General features: G+C 72.6%; 9 protein-coding genes. 6 read left to right on the top strand and 3 right to left on the bottom strand.

Features of this window, described 5'->3' with window-relative positions:
- Positions 1–8: 8 nt before the first annotated feature.
- From dnaE to ABIB53_RS01015, 3 genes are all read left to right on the top strand, one after another.
- Positions 9–3,605, top strand: coding sequence for a DNA polymerase III subunit alpha (gene dnaE, locus ABIB53_RS01025; RefSeq protein ID WP_354586771.1), 3,597 nt, complete (start codon positions 9–11; stop codon positions 3,603–3,605).
- Positions 3,602–5,752 carry a S9 family peptidase gene (locus ABIB53_RS01020; protein WP_354586770.1) on the top strand — a complete coding sequence of 717 codons (2,151 nt, stop codon included), beginning with the start codon at positions 3,602–3,604 and terminating at the stop codon, positions 5,750–5,752. The genes dnaE and ABIB53_RS01020 overlap by 4 nt, the downstream gene beginning before the upstream one ends.
- A gap of 170 nt (positions 5,753–5,922) precedes the next feature.
- On the top strand, positions 5,923–7,704 hold the full coding sequence (locus tag ABIB53_RS01015) for a bifunctional metallophosphatase/5'-nucleotidase (RefSeq protein ID WP_354586769.1): 1,782 nt from the start codon (positions 5,923–5,925) through the stop codon (positions 7,702–7,704).
- Between the two features lie 195 nt (positions 7,705–7,899).
- Here ABIB53_RS01015 and ABIB53_RS01010 read toward each other — a convergent pair whose 3' ends face one another.
- A complete protein-coding gene (locus tag ABIB53_RS01010; RefSeq protein ID WP_354586768.1) occupies positions 7,900–9,111 on the bottom strand; it encodes an MFS transporter in 1,212 nt (403 codons plus the stop codon).
- Between the two features lie 102 nt (positions 9,112–9,213).
- Positions 9,214–10,317, bottom strand: a complete 1,104-nt coding sequence (locus ABIB53_RS01005; RefSeq protein ID WP_354586767.1) for a DUF5005 domain-containing protein — start codon at positions 10,315–10,317, stop codon at positions 9,214–9,216.
- Between the two features lie 253 nt (positions 10,318–10,570).
- Here ABIB53_RS01005 and ABIB53_RS01000 point away from each other — a divergent pair, with 253 nt between their 5' ends.
- Both ABIB53_RS01000 and ABIB53_RS00995 read left to right on the top strand, forming a co-directional pair.
- Positions 10,571–11,164 (top strand): cysteine hydrolase family protein, encoded by a 594-nt coding sequence (locus ABIB53_RS01000; RefSeq protein ID WP_354586766.1) that lies wholly within the window; start codon positions 10,571–10,573, stop codon positions 11,162–11,164.
- Positions 11,161–11,901 carry an alpha/beta hydrolase family protein gene (locus ABIB53_RS00995; protein ID WP_354586765.1) on the top strand — a complete coding sequence of 247 codons (741 nt, stop codon included), beginning with the start codon at positions 11,161–11,163 and terminating at the stop codon, positions 11,899–11,901. The genes ABIB53_RS01000 and ABIB53_RS00995 overlap by 4 nt, the downstream gene beginning before the upstream one ends.
- Here ABIB53_RS00995 and kynU read toward each other — a convergent pair.
- Positions 11,891–13,114, bottom strand: a complete 1,224-nt coding sequence (kynU, locus tag ABIB53_RS00990; RefSeq protein WP_354586764.1) for a kynureninase — start codon at positions 13,112–13,114, stop codon at positions 11,891–11,893. The two genes, ABIB53_RS00995 and kynU, sit on opposite strands and share 11 nt — an antisense overlap.
- An 84-nt stretch (positions 13,115–13,198) precedes the next feature.
- Between kynU and manA the strand changes: the two genes are divergently transcribed.
- Complete coding sequence (gene manA, locus ABIB53_RS00985) at positions 13,199–14,347, top strand: mannose-6-phosphate isomerase, class I (protein WP_354586763.1); 1,149 nt, start codon at positions 13,199–13,201, stop codon at positions 14,345–14,347.
- The last annotated feature ends 11 nt before the right edge of the window (positions 14,348–14,358 follow it).

The raw sequence follows: 14,358 nt of genomic DNA, 5'->3' as shown, positions 1-14,358 counted from the left end.
CGACAGCGATGTCCGAGCTGCTGCCCCGCGAGAAAAACTTCGTCCACCTCCACAACCACACCGAGTACTCGATGCTCGACGGTGCGGCGCGGATCGACGAGATGTTCGAGGTGGCCGCCGAGATGGGCATGCCGGCCATCGCGACGACCGACCACGGCTACCTCTTCGGCGCCTACGAGTTCTGGAGCAAGGGCGTCAAGCACGGGGTCAAGCCGATCATCGGCCTCGAGGCCTACGTCGCGCCCGGCACGCACCGCACCGACAAGACCCGCGTCAAGTGGGGCAACGAGCGCACCCGGCCCGGCGACGACGTCTCCGGCGGCGGCGCGTACACCCACATGACGATCCTCGCCCGCAACAACCAGGGCCTGTCCAACCTCTTCCGGATGGGCTCGCAGGCCTCGCTGGACCAGGTCTACGCGAAGTGGCCCCGGCTCGACCGCGAGCTGCTCGGCCGGTACGGCGACGGGCTCGTCGCGACGACCGGCTGCCCGTCCGGCGAGGTCCAGACCCGGCTGCGCCTGGGCCAGTACGACAAGGCCGTCGAGGCCGCCTCGGAGTTCCGCGACATCTTCGGGCGTGAGCACTACTTCCTCGAGCTCATGGACCACGGCGTCGAGATCGAGCGCCGGGTGCGCGAGGACCTCCTACGCCTGGCCAAGGACCTCGACCTGCCGCTCCTCGCGACCAACGACCTGCACTACGTGCGCCAGGGCGACTCCGTCGCGCACGACGCGCTGCTGTGCATCAACTCCGGGTCGACGCTGCTCGACCCGGGTCGCTTCTCCTTCGAGGGCGACGGCTACTACATCAAGTCGCCGGCCGAGATGCGTCACCTGTGGCGCGAGCTGCCTCAGGCCTGCGACAACACGATGCTCGTCGCCGACATGTGCGAGGTCTCCTTCACCGAGGGCGAGGGGCGCTACATGCCCCGCTTCGACTGCCCGCCCGGCGAGAGCGAGCAGAGCTGGTTCATCTCCGAGGTCGCGACCGGCCTGGCCCGGCGCTTCCCCGAGGGCGTGCCCGACTACGCCCGCCAGCAGGCCGACTACGAGATCGACGTCATCGCGGGCAAGGGCTACGCCGGGTACTTCCTCGTCGTCGCCGACTTCATCAACTGGGCCAAGCGCAACGGCATCCGGGTCGGCCCCGGCCGAGGCTCGGGCGCGGGCTCGATGTGCGCGTACGCGATGGGCATCACCGACCTCGACCCCATCCCGCACGGCCTGATCTTCGAGCGCTTCTTGAACCCCGAGCGCGCCTCGATGCCCGACTTCGACATCGACTTCGACGAGCGCCGGCGCGGCGAGGTCATCCGCTACGTCACCGAGAAGTACGGCGACGAGCGGGTCGCCCAGATCGTCACCTACGGCACGATCAAGGCCAAGCAGGCGGTCAAGGACGCCGCGCGCGTCATGGGCCACCCCTTCTCCGTCGGCGAGCAGCTGACGAAGGCGATGCCGGCCGACGTCATGGGCAAGGGCGTGCCGCTGTCGAAGATGTACGACGAGAGCCACGACCGCTACGCCGAGGGCCAGGAGTTCCGCGACCTCGTCGCCGGCGAGAAGCACCTCCAGGAGGTCGTCGAGACCGCCCGGGGCCTCGAGGGCCTGAAGCGCCAGTGGGGCGTGCACGCCGCCGGCGTCATCATGTCCAGCGAGCCGCTCATCGACGTCATCCCCATCATGCGCCGGCTCCAGGACGGCCAGGTCATCACCCAGTTCGACTACCCGAGCTGCGAGAACCTCGGCCTGGTCAAGATGGACTTCCTCGGCCTGCGCAACCTCACGATCCTCGACGACGCGCTCGAGAACGTGCAGATGAACCGCGGCGAGGTCATCGACCTCGACGCGCTGAGCAAGGACATGACCGACCCGGCGACGTACGCGCTGCTCTCGCGCGGCGACACCCTCGGCGTCTTCCAGCTCGACGGCGGCGGCATGCGCACCCTGCTGCGCCTCATGCAGCCGGACAACTTCGAGGACATCTCCGCCGCGCTCGCGCTCTACCGGCCGGGCCCGATGGGCGTCAACGCGCACACGAACTTCGCGCTGCGCAAGAACGGCAAGCAGGAGATCGTCCCGCTCGACCCCCAGCTCAAGGGCAAGCTCCAGCCCGAGATGGTCGAGGCGCTCGACCCGATCCTGTCGATGACCTACGGCCTGGTCATCTACCAGGAGCAGGTCATGGAGGTCGCGCAGAAGCTCGCGGGCTACACGCTCGGCAACGCCGACCTGCTGCGCCGCGCGATGGGCAAGAAGAAGAAGGAGGTCCTCGACAAGGAGTACGTCCCCTTCTCCGAGGGCATGAAGGCCAACGGCTACAACGAGGCCTCCGTCGCCGCCCTGTGGGGCGTCCTCGTGCCCTTCTCCGACTACGCCTTCAACAAGGCGCACACCGCCGCCTACGGCCTCGTCTCGTACTGGACGGCCTACCTCAAGGCCAACTACCCGGCCGAGTACATGGCCGGGCTGCTCACCTCGGTCGGCGACGACAAGGACAAGTCCGCGCTCTACCTCGGTGAGTGCCGCCGGATGGGCATCAAGGTCCTGCCGCCCTCGGTCAACGAGTCCGTCGGGCGCTTCGCCGCGGTCGGCGCGGACATCCGCTTCGGTCTCGACGCGATCCGCAACGTCGGGCGCAACGTCGTCGAGGCGATCATCACCGCGCGCGAGGAGAAGGGCCGCTTCACGTCCTTCGACGACTTCCTCGCCAAGTGCCCGGCCGTCGTGTGCAACAAGCGCACCATCGAGTCGCTCATCAAGGCGGGAGCCTTCGACGACCTCGGTCACCCCCGCCAGGGGCTCGTCATGGTCCACGAGGAGTACGTCGACGCCTTCGTCTCGGTCAAGCGCCAGGAGGCCGTCGGCCAGGACAGCCTGTGGGACCTCCTCGGCGGCGACGACGAGGGCGAGGCCGGCGGCATCGAGGGCATGGGCCTGCGTCCCGTGCCCGATGTCGAGTGGGACAAGCAGGCCAAGCTGAGCAACGAGCGCGACATGCTCGGCCTCTACGTGAGCGACCACCCGCTCTTCGGCATCGAGCACGTGCTCCAGCGCGCCGCGGACACCTCGATCACCTCGCTCACCCAGTCCGAGTCCTCCGAGGAGCGCAAGGGCATGGTGACGATCGCCGGGCTCGTGACGAGCCTGTCGGTCAAGCGCAACAAGCGCGGCGAGCTGTGGGCCGTCGCCCAGGTCGAGGACCTCGGCGGCTCGATCGAGTGCCTCTTCTTCCCCCGCACGTACATGACCGTGCAGACGATGCTCACCCAGGACGTCGTCGCCGTCGTGCGCGGCCGGGTCAACACCCGCGACGACTCGGTGTCGATCTTCGCCGAGGACCTCACCCTGCCCGAGCTCACCGACGGCCCCCGCGGCCCGGTGACGCTGACGATGGACCTGCGCCGGGCGACCTCGGCGCGGGTCGAGCAGATCAAGGAGGTCCTCGGCCAGCACCCCGGCTCGACCGAGGTCCATCTCAAGCTCGTCCAGCCCGGTCGGTCGGTGACGATGGCGGTCGACCCCGAGTGGCGCGTCGACGTCTCCGAGGCGCTGGTCGCCGACCTCAAGGTCCTCCTCGGCCCCCGGGCGGTGTCGGCATGAGCACCGTGCAGCCGCCGGTCGCCCCGCACCGGCCGACGCGACGCGAGCACCACGGCGAGGTCTTCGAGGACCCCTTCGAGTGGCTCCGCGACGCGCAGGACCCGGCCGTCGTCGCCCACCTCGAGGCCGAGAACGCCTACGCCGAGGAGCGCACCGCGCACCTGGCCCCCCTTCGCTCGGAGCTCGTCGAGGAGATCCGCTCTCGCACGCTCGAGACCGACCTGTCCGTGCCCGTGGCCGCCGGCCCGTGGTGGTACTACACCCGCACCCGCGAGGGGCAGCAGTACGGCATCCACTGCCGCGCGCCGCTGGCCGACCGCGCGGTCGTGCCGGCGCTGGACCCCGAGCACCCGCTGCCGGGCGAGCAGGTGCTCCTCGACGACAACGCGCTCGCCGAGGGGCACGAGTACCTCGCCGTCGGCGCCTACGAGATCAGCGCCGACCACGACCGGCTCGCGTACTCCGTCGACGTCAGCGGCGACGAGCGCTTCGACCTCACGGTGCTCGACCTCACGACCGGCGCGGTGCTCGACGACTCCGTCCGGGGCATCGGCTACGGCGCCGTCTTCTCGCGCGACGGGGCTCATGTCTTCTACGTGCGGGTCGACGACGCGTGGCGCCCGCACGAGCTGTGGCGCCACGAGGTCGGCGGCGACCCCGCCGACGACGTGCTGCTGCACCGAGAGGACGACGAGCGCTTCTGGATGGGCGTCGACCGCAGCCGCGACGACCGGTGGGTGGTCCTCGGTCTCGGCAGCCGCACGACGAGCGAGGTGCACCTGCTCGACGCGACCGACGTCACCGCCCCGATGCGCTGCGTCTCGCCCCGGCGCGAGGGCGTCGAGTACGACGTCGAGCCCGCGGCCGACCACCTCCTCGTCCTGCACAACGAGCGCCAGCGCGAGTGGGATCTCGCCTGGGCCCCCCTCGACGCGACGAGCCACGAGCAGTGGAGCCCGCTGCTCGACCGCGCCGACGGCGAGCGTTTCCTCGGCGTCGACGCCTACGACGACTTCGCCGTGCTCACCCTGCGCCGCGACGGCGTCCCCGCCGCGCGCATATTGCCCCGGACCGGGCGCTCCGCCCCCTTCGCCGCCGTGGACTACGGCACCGGTCGCGACGTCGTCGTCGGCGACGACCCGATGGCCACCGTCTCCGCGCTCGGCGCGGCCGATCCCGACGCCGACCGCATCCGGGTGAGCCACGAGTCGTGGGTGAGCCCGCGCACGATCCTCGACGTCGTCGTCGCGACCGGCGAGCAGGTCGTGCACAAGCAGCACCCGGTGCTCGGCGTCGACCTCGCCGACTACGAGCAGCGCCGCGAGTGGGTCACCGCCCCCGACGGCACCCCGGTGCCGCTCTCGCTCGTCATGCGCCGCGGCACCCAGGCCGACGGCACCAACCCCGGCCTGCTCTACGGCTACGGCAGCTACGAGCTGTCGATGGACCCCTACTTCTCGACCGCGCGCCTGTCGCTGCTCGACCGCGGCGTCGTCTACGCCGTCGCCCACGTGCGCGGCGGCGGCGAGATGGGGCGCGCCTGGTACGAGGACGGGCGCCTGGCCACCAAGCGCAACACCTTCACCGACTTCGTCGCGTGCGCCGAGCACCTCCACGACCGCGGCTGGGTGGCCCGTGACCGGCTCGCGGCCGAAGGGGGGTCCGCCGGTGGTCTGCTCGTCGGGGCTGCCGCCAACCTCGCGCCCGAGCGCTTCCGCGCGGTGCTGGCCGCCGTCCCCTTCGTCGACGCGCTGACGACCATCCTGCGCCCGGACCTGCCGCTCACCGTGGGGGAGTGGGACGAGTGGGGCAACCCGCTCGCCGACCCCGAGGTCTACGCCTACATGCGCTCGTACAGCCCGTACGAGGGCGTGCGCGCCGTCGAGTACCCGGCCGTCCTCGCGACGACCTCGCTCAACGACACCCGGGTCTCCTTCACCGAGCCCGCGAAGTGGGTCGCCCGGCTGCGCGAGGTCGTGACCAACGACCCGCAGGAGCGCCCGGTGCTGCTGCGCACCGAGATGGTCGCCGGTCACGGCGGGCGCTCCGGTCGCTACGCCGCATGGGAGCAGACCGCGTGGGAGTGGGCGTGGGTGCTCGACCAGGTCGGTGCGACGCAGCGTCGTCAGGGCCCGACGACGAGGTGACCGGGGCGCGAACCGCGCTGGTCGAGGTACGACGCAGGAGCCTCGAGACCATGACGATCCGCTGAACGGTCGGGGCATCTGCGCAGATCAGGCCCGGGCCTCTTGACGGGGGCGACACAATGGCGACGGCTCTCGAGCCACGCCACCCCCCTCTCCAGGAGACCTCTCGCATGAAGCACACGAAGCGTCTGGCCGTCGGCCTGCCTGCCACCCTCGCCCTGGCCCTCGCGGCCGGCCTGCCCGCCGCGGCCACCCCGTCCGCGGCGCCGGCCGCCCCGGCTGCTCCCGTCGCCGCAGCCCCCGCTGCCGACACCACGGCCGCCGCCCCGAGCGCCTGGGGCGACCGCTGGCGCTACGTCAACATCTTCTCCTTCAGCGACTTCCACGGTCACCTCGAGGCCAACGACCCGGCGTTCGACGCGTCGGTCGACCCGACCCAGACCCCCGTCGGCGGCGTCGCCCACCTCGCGGCGAACATCAAGGCGCGCAAGGGCAGCAACGGCATCACCGTCTCGGCCGGCGACAACATCGGCGGGTCGACCTTCCTGTCCGGTCTCTTCCACGACGAGCCGACCATCGAGGTCCTCGACGAGATGGACGTCAGGGCCTCGGCCGTGGGCAACCACGAGTTCGACGAGGGCACCAACGAGCTGCTGCGCATCCAGCACGGCGGGGCGCACCCGAAGGACGGCACGTACTTCCCCGGCAAGCCCTACCCGGGCGCCGACATGGAGTACCTCGCGAGCAACGTGACGAACACGAAGAACGGCCGCAAGATCCTGCCCGGCACGTCCGTGCAGACGGTCAACGGCGTCAAGGTCGGCTTCATCGGCGTCGTCACCCCCGAGACCCCGAGCCTCGTCTCGCCCGGCGGCGTCTCCTCGATCCGCTTCGACGAGATCGCGGCGAAGGTCAACTCCGCGGCGAGCTGGCTGAGCAGCACCAAGGACGTCGAGACCATCGTCGTGCTCATGCACGAAGGCGGCAGCCAGGACGGCACGATCGACCAGTGCGAGAACCTCTCGGGCCCGGTCGTCGAGCTCAACCGCCGGATCAACTCGCGCGTCGACGGCATCGTCACCGGCCACACCCACTCGTCCTTCAACTGCACGCTCACCGACTGGAAGGGCGGGCAGCGCCCGGTCGTCGCCTCCGGTGACTGGGGCCGCGCCTTCAACCAGATGCGTCTCCTCGTCGACCTCAAGACCGGCGACGTCGTGAAGAAGTCGAGCCGCGCGACGAACCACCTCAACGTCCGCAGCACCACCGCCGACCCCGGCGTCCAGGCGATCCTCGACAAGTGGATCGACCGCGCCGGCCCCGAGCGCGCGAAGGTCGTCGGCACCGTCGCCGAGGACATCACCGGCGACGCGAGCGGCAACCGCGGCATCGAGACCCCGATGGCCGACCTCGTCGCCGACTCGATCCTCTGGGGCACCCAGGCCCCCGAGCGCGGTGGCGCCCAGATCGCGATGATGAACGTCGGCGGCGTCCGCTCGTCCTTCGCCCGCAGCACGATCACCAACGGCGAGCAGGTCGGCGAGATCACCTACGAGGAGGCCTACAAGGTCGCCCCCTTCGGCAACCTGCTCGTCACGGTCGACATGACCGGCGCGCAGATCAAGGCGGTGCTCGAGCAGCAGTACGTGCCGACCCGCGGCCGCAAGTACCTCGCGCTCGGCGTCTCCGAGGGCTTCAGCTACACGTGGGACGACACCCAGGCCGAGGGGTCGAAGGTCTCCGGCATGGAGCTCGACGGCACGGCGATCGACCCGGCGAAGACCTACCGCGTCGCGACCCTGAGCTTCCTCGCCGAGGGCGGCGACGACTTCACCGCCTTCGAGGACGCGACCAACCTCACCGGTGGTCCCGAGGACCTCGAGAACCTCGTGCGCTACCTGCAGGCCAACCCCGGCCTCACCGCGCCGGAGGACCGCGTCGCCGGCCTCTGAGCCACGACGAGCGCGAAGGGGTGGTCCCGCCGGCCGGCGGGACCACCCCTTCGTCGTCCCTCGACGGGCGCCGTGGTGCGAGGAGCTCTGGGGTCAGGCGAGCCTCGCTCCCTGAGGTGCGAGGAGCTCTGCGGTCAGCCGGATCTGGCTCCCTGAGGTGCGAGGAGCTCTGCGACGAGCCTCGAAGGGTGCGTCTCAGCCGGCCGGACGCCTCGAGCGGACGAGGGCGAGCGGGAGGGTGAGCGCGGTGATCGCGGCGGTGACGAGCAGCGCACGCTCGAAGTCCAGGCCCGCGGCGAGCGAGCCGACGAGGACCGAGCCGACGCCGGTGCCGAGGTCGAAGCCGACGTTCCACACGGCGCTCGTCGTGCCGTAGTGCCGGCGGTGCACCGCGGCGAAGGACAGCACGAGGGTGAGGTTCTGCAGCCCGCCGTACGCCATGCCGAGGGCGGCGGAGCCGAGGACGAGCAGGGGCACCGACGGGCCGTCGAGGGAGAGCGCGATGAGCAGGCTGCCGAGCGCACCGACGACGACGAGCGGGGCGACGAAGCGACGGGCGCCGTAGCGGTCGGCGAGCGCGCCGACGCGCCAGCGGGCGAGCGCCGAGGTGGCGGTGACGACGACGAGCGCCAGGGTGACGAGCGCGGCCTCGTCGAGCATCTGCGGGGCGAAGGACAGCACGGCGCCGCCGGCGAGGGTGATGCCGGTGAGGACGAGCATGGGCGGCAGCAGCGGCAGGACGACCGTGCGCAGGTCGACGCGGGCGTGCTCCTCGCTCGCGGTCGCGCTGGGGCGTCCGTCGAGGTGACGACCCAGGGCGAGCGCGGCGGGGATCGCGAGGACCGGCGCGGCAGCGAGGACGAAGACCGGCGCGAAGCCGACCCGGTCGGCCAGCCACGGCGACAGGGGGAGCAGGACGACCTGCGGCAGCGCGATGGCCAGGCCGTAGAGCCCGACCGCGCGACCGCGGCGGGCGGCGTCGACGAGCTCGGCGACCGCGGCGCTGCCGGTGACGGTGAGCACGCCGAAGCCCGCGCCGCGCACGGCGGAGAGGGCCAGGGTGGGCGCGAGCGCGTCGGAGGTGAGGTGGAGCAGCGACGGGACGCCCATGAGGAGCAGACCGACGGCGAGCACCCGGCCCCACCCGAGACGGCGCAGGAGACGGGGGACGACGGGCTGGGTGAGGACGGTGCACAGCAGCGCGACGCCGTTGACGAGACCCGCACCGCCGACGTCGGCCCCGCCTCGCACGGCCCACAGCGGGGCCGTGGGCAGGAGCACGGAGAAGCCGGCGAAGCCGAGCAGGGTGGCGACGAGCAGGGCGGGCATGCCGGGCAGGGTGGCGACACGGGTCGCCGGTGCGGTGTCGGGCGTGGGCTCGCCGGCGTGCGCCGGGGCGTCGAGCATCGAGGGGGTCCTTCCGAGTGGGTGGGCAGCCGTCCATCATGCCCCGCCCCCGCCCCGACCGACGAATCGTGGTGGTCGTGGGCTGGGGCCGGTGGGGTCCGCTCAGGGCAGGCGGAGGCGCACGAAGCGGGGGCGGTAGATGCTCGGGGTGGCGAAGAGCCGCTCGCTGTCGAAGGTGTTGACGTTGTACGAGACGAGCAGCTCGTCGGGGTCGGCGCCGGGCAGACCGGGGTGCGCGTGCGCGTTGTAGGCGAAGCGCTCGTCCTCGCCGGGCTCGGGCGCGGTGTAGATCAGCTGGGCCTCGCCCCATGGCCCGGCCGGGGAGCACGCGGTGCGGGCGACGACCTCGGGGGAGAAGAGCTCGCGGGTGTCGCTCGTGACGAGCAGGAACCCCCCGCCGTAGGGCTGGACCGACAGCTCGTTGGCCACGCCGTCGGTGATCCGGACGGAGTCCCGCGGGTCCGTCGACCACCCGGTGGCGGTGCGGTACGACCACTGCGACCGGTCGTGCACGGCACCCGGGGGAGCCTTCGCGAGGTGCAGGTGCTTGTCGGAGCCGCGGTCTTCCACCCCGTAGACGTAGGTCGCGTCCTCGCGCTCCATGACCGCCGCGCCCCACGCCACGTCGCCCGCGCTCGGCACGTCGGTGATGCTCAGCAGCCTGAGGTCGGGGAGCGAGACCCGCGCGACCGAGGTCCCGGCCCAGCGGAAGTCGCTGCCGCTGCCTGTCGTCCGGGCGAGGAAGACGGTGAGCTGCGAGCCCTCGACGGTGGCGTCCTGGACCCAGTGGTACGTGCGCTCGTCGACGTCGGGGAAGAAGGCGCTGGGCTCGCCGTCGCGCGTCCCGGTGAGGGTGCGCGAGGTGCCATCGGGTGACTGGACGACGAGGGCGTTGTGGACCATGACGGTCCCCGGCCCGGGCTGCCCGCGCAGGCCGAGCGAGCCGATGAAGGAGTCGGAGTACAGCCAGAGCACGCGCCCGTCGGGCAGCACGACCGAGTACGTCGAGTCGCCGGCGACCCACCCCGGCCCGGACATGGCGTCGACGCGGGCGTCCTCGTCGTGCGCCGGCTGGGCCGTCGGCAGCTCGGCGTCAGCGGCAGCGCACGTCCCCGGGGCGGGGGACGGGCTGTCGCAGGCCGCGGCGAGCGGCGCGAGCAGCAGGGCGCTCGCGACGAGCGCGGTGCGGGCTCGGGTCGTCGGCACGGCACCTCCTCGTCGGCGCGACGGCTCGAACCTAACCCGTCGCCACCTCCACCACCGCGTCGTCGGCCGATCCGGCCGAGCTACTCGGCAGTAACGGGACTCGTGAGGGCCTAGCCCCGGTCTATGGAGGGCTGCGCACCCACGGGTCCCGTTACTGCCGGGTCACCAGCACGTCCAGCGGGGTGTGGACCTCGGCGGCGGCTCCCGGCGAGGATGGGCAGGTGCCCGCACCCCTCCACGACCGCGCCCGCTGATGCCGCAGGACCGCGCCGCCCTCGTCGTCGTCGACATGCAGAACTCCTACTTCGAGGACCCGGTGCTCGACGAGCAGCGCGAGTGGCTCCTCCCGCGGGTCAACGACCTCGTCGCGACGGCCCGTGAGGCGGGCGCCGACATCGTCCTCGTGCGCACCGAGCACGCCCGTGACCGATCGACGTGGACGCTGAGCATGCGCCGCGACGACCAGGGCTTCGCCTTCCCCGGCACCGAGCAGGCCGCGCACCTCGACGGCCTCGACACCGACGGCGCCCTCGAGGTCGTCAAGACCCGCGACAGCGCCTTCGTGCGCACCGACCTCGAGGAGCTGCTGCGCGAGCGCGGCGTCGGTCGCGTCCTCCTGTGCGGGGTGTCGACGCACTCGTGCATCGCCCAGACCGCGACGCACGGCTTCGCGCTCGACCTCGACGTCGCCATCGCGCGCGAGGCGTGCGCCTCGGAGAACTTCGAGCTCGCCGAGGCGCTCCTGGCCTTCCTGCGCGACGAGGTCCGCCAGCCGCTGCTCCACCAGGACGAGTGCGCCGACTGGCTGTCCGGCCGCGGCACGCCGGGCAGCGGCGGCCCCCGATGAGCGCGGCGCAGGACGAAGGAGCGGTCCTCGCCCGCCTGCTCGCCGACACCGGTCCGAGCGGGGTGCTCGAGCGCTACGGCGACGACCCCGACCAGGTCTACGAGGTCTACGGGCCGGAGCGCGGCCCGCTGCTCGTCGTCGTCCACGGCGGCTACTTCCGTCCGAGCATCGACCGCGCCCACGCCCGTCCCCAGGCCCGGGCGCTCGCCGACGCGGGCTACCGGGTCGTGCTCGCCGAGTACCGTCGGGTGCCCGGAGACCCGGTCGTGAGCGTCACCGAGCTCGAGGCCCTCGAGGACCATCTCGGCGAGCTCGGCACGTGGGTCGGTCATTCGGCCGGCGGGACGCTCGTCCTCCTGCGGGGGGCGACGCCGGACCGCCCTCGCGTCCCCGTTCTCGCGCTCGCGCCCGTCGCCGACCTCGTCGCCGCAGCGCGCGAGGAGCTCGGCGACGGAGCCGTCGTCGACTGGGTCGGTGGCACCCCCGAGCAGCAGGTGCAGGCCTACGCGACCGTCGACCCGAGGCAGCGGTGGTCCGCCCCCTTCGCCGACGCCCCCGACGCCCCGCGGGTCCTCCTCGCGCACGGCGACGTCGACGCGACGGTGCCGCTGCACCTGAGCACCGACTTCCCGGCGGAGTCGGTGACGCTCACGGGTGCGCACCACTTCGACGTCATCGACCCCCAGTCGCCGTACTGGCCGCGGGTCCTCGAGCTCGTCCGCGAGGTCAGCGGCTGAGCAGCTCCTCGATGCGCACGAGCGCGTGCGCGACCTCGGCGTACGAGGTCGACAGGGGAGCCAGCCCGAGCCGGATCCCGTCGGGCTCGCGGAAGTCGGGGACGACCCCTTCGCTCCACAGCTGCTGGTAGACCTCGCGCGAGCGCGGGTGGGCGATCGTCACGTGGCCGCCGCGCTGCTGGGCGTCCCGAGGCGAGACGACGCGCACGCCGTGGGCAGCGAGCCGGGCGTCGACGGCGTCGACGACGAAGTCCCCGAGGGCGGCAGCCTTCGAGCGGATGGCGTCGAGGCCGACGCGCTCGACGAGATTGACGGTGTCCTCGATGCCGACCATGCCGAGCACGGGCGGGGTGCCCGAGATCCACGAGCGCATGCCGGCGCCGGCCTCGTACCCCGGCCCCATCTCGAAGACCCGCGCGTGCCCCATCCACCCCTGGATCGGCTGGCGCAGCCGGCCCTGGTGGCGACGTGCGACGTAGGCGAAGGCGGGCGCGCCCGGGCCGCCGTTGAGGTACTTGTAGCTGCAGCCCACGGCGAGGTCGACCTCGTGCTCGTCGAGGTCGACGGGGACGACGCCCGCGGAGTGGCACAGATCCCACAGGACGAGCGCGCCGGCGTCGTGCGCGACGCGGGTGATGCCGGGCAGGTCGGCGAGCCAGGCCGACTTGTAGGCGACCTGGCTGACGAGGACGACGGCGGTTCGGGGGCCGACGACCGCGGCGACCTGCTCGGGCGTCACGCCCTCCTCGGGCGTGGGCTCGACCCACACGAGACGGGCGCCGGTCTCGGCGGCGATGCCCTCGGCGATATAGCGGTCGGTGGGGAAGTTCTCGCTGTCGAGGACGATCTCGTCGCGCTCGGGGTCGGCGGCGACGGCGGCGCGCAGCAGCTTGTACAGCAGGACGGTCGTCGAGTCGGCGACCACGGTCTGGCCGGCGGCCGCGCCGAGGCAGACCTCGCCGAGGCGGTCGCCGAGCCGGGTCGGCAGCTCCATCCACCGCTCGTCCCACGACCGGATGAGCCGGGTGCCCCAGTCGCGGCGGACGAGGTCCTCGAGACGCTGGGCGGTGGCGCGAAGGGGGCGTCCGAGCGAGTTGCCGTCGAGGTAGGCGGTGACGACGTCGTCGCCCCCGCCGGCGGGGACGAAGAGGTCGCGCGTCTCGCGCAGCGGGTCGCTCGCGTCCAGCTCGGCGGCGCGGGTGCGCAGGTCCATGGCTCTCCTTCGACGGGGCAGCGGTGCCGCGCCCACCCTAGGGGGATCGGCCCACGGCGGCGTCCATGGGTGACAATGACGCCCGTGATCCCCATCGTGCCCATCCGCAACGAGCCCCGCGACTACGCGTGGGGCCAGCGGGGCGGCATCTCGCGGGTCCTCGGGTCGGGGGAGAGCGACGCGGTCGAGGCCGAGCTGTGGCTCGGGTCGCACCCGGGCTCGCCCAGCCGGTGCGTTGCCGCGCCGTGGGAGAGCCTGCTCGACTGGGAGCGCAGCACTGGCCAGGAGCTGCCCTACCTGCTCAAGGTCCTCGCCGCCGCGGAGCCGCTGAGCCTGCAGGCCCACCCCAGCGCCGAGCGGGCCCGCCGGGGCTTCGACGCCGAGGACGCCCGGGGCATCCCGCGCGACGCCCAGCACCGCAGCTACAAGGACCCCCAGGCCAAGCCCGAGCTCGTCGTCGCCGTCGAGGACGGCTTCGAGGCGCTGTGCGGCTTCGCCCCGCTGGCGCGCACGCGTGCAGAGGTCGAGGCGCTGCGCGCGCTCGCCGACGACCCGGCCCCCTACGAGCGCTGGCTCGAGCTGCTCGACGGCGACGACGGCCTGCACTGCAGCGTCGAGTGGCTGCTCTCGGACGACCCGGTGGCCGCCGCGCTCGCGGCCGACCTCGGCGCGACGGCGGCTCGCGACGCCGAGCGCTTCGAGGTCGTCGGGCGGCTGGAGGAGCGGCACCCCGGCGACCCGGGTGTCGCGGTCGCCGTCATGCTCAACCACGTCGTGCTCGACGAGGGCGAGTCGCTGTGGCTGCCGGCGGGCAACATCCACGCCTACCTCTCCGGCGTCGCGATGGAGCTCATGGGCCCGAGCGACAACGTGCTGCGCGGCGGGCTCACGGGCAAGCACGTCGACGTCCGCGAGCTGCTCGCCGTGCTCGACTTCGCCGACTGCGAGCCGCCCCGCCTCGTGCCCGAGCCCGAGGGCGACCACGTGCTCGTCTACCGGCCCGCGTCCGTCCGGTCCGGGGCCGACGTCCCCTTCGAGCTGCGGACGATCACCGGCGACGCGGTCGTCGAGACCGCCTCGCCCGCGGTCGCGATCGTCGTCGACGGGGGCTTCGAGCTCGAGGTCGACGGCGAAGGGGTGTCGCTGGGTCGCGGGGACGCGGTCTTCGTCCCCGAGCCGGCTGCCCTGCGGCTCACCGGCGCGGGTCGCCTGTACCTCGCCTCCGCTCGCTGACCCGACGGCGA

Origin of the sequence: Janibacter sp. UYMM211 (assembly GCF_040547045.1) — a bacterium.
Taxonomy (GTDB): domain Bacteria; phylum Actinomycetota; class Actinomycetes; order Actinomycetales; family Dermatophilaceae; genus Marihabitans; species Marihabitans melonis.
The sequence above is the reverse complement of the archived record's forward strand: the minus strand, read 5'-3'. Positions and strand labels throughout refer to the sequence as shown.

What these genes read in the sequence shown, in the direction of transcription:
- dnaE (WP_354586771.1), top strand. Translation starts at nt 9, where the DNA reads ATGTCCGAGCTGCTGCCCCGCGAGAAAAACTTCGTCCACCTCCACAAC.
- ABIB53_RS01020 (WP_354586770.1), top strand. Translation starts at nt 3,602, where the DNA reads ATGAGCACCGTGCAGCCGCCGGTCGCCCCGCACCGGCCGACGCGACGC.
- ABIB53_RS01015 (WP_354586769.1), top strand. Translation starts at nt 5,923, where the DNA reads ATGAAGCACACGAAGCGTCTGGCCGTCGGCCTGCCTGCCACCCTCGCC.
- ABIB53_RS01010 (WP_354586768.1), bottom strand. Translation starts at nt 9,111, where the DNA reads ATGCTCGACGCCCCGGCGCACGCCGGCGAGCCCACGCCCGACACCGCA.
- ABIB53_RS01000 (WP_354586766.1), top strand. Translation starts at nt 10,571, where the DNA reads ATGCCGCAGGACCGCGCCGCCCTCGTCGTCGTCGACATGCAGAACTCC.
- ABIB53_RS00995 (WP_354586765.1), top strand. Translation starts at nt 11,161, where the DNA reads ATGAGCGCGGCGCAGGACGAAGGAGCGGTCCTCGCCCGCCTGCTCGCC.
- kynU (WP_354586764.1), bottom strand. Translation starts at nt 13,114, where the DNA reads ATGGACCTGCGCACCCGCGCCGCCGAGCTGGACGCGAGCGACCCGCTG.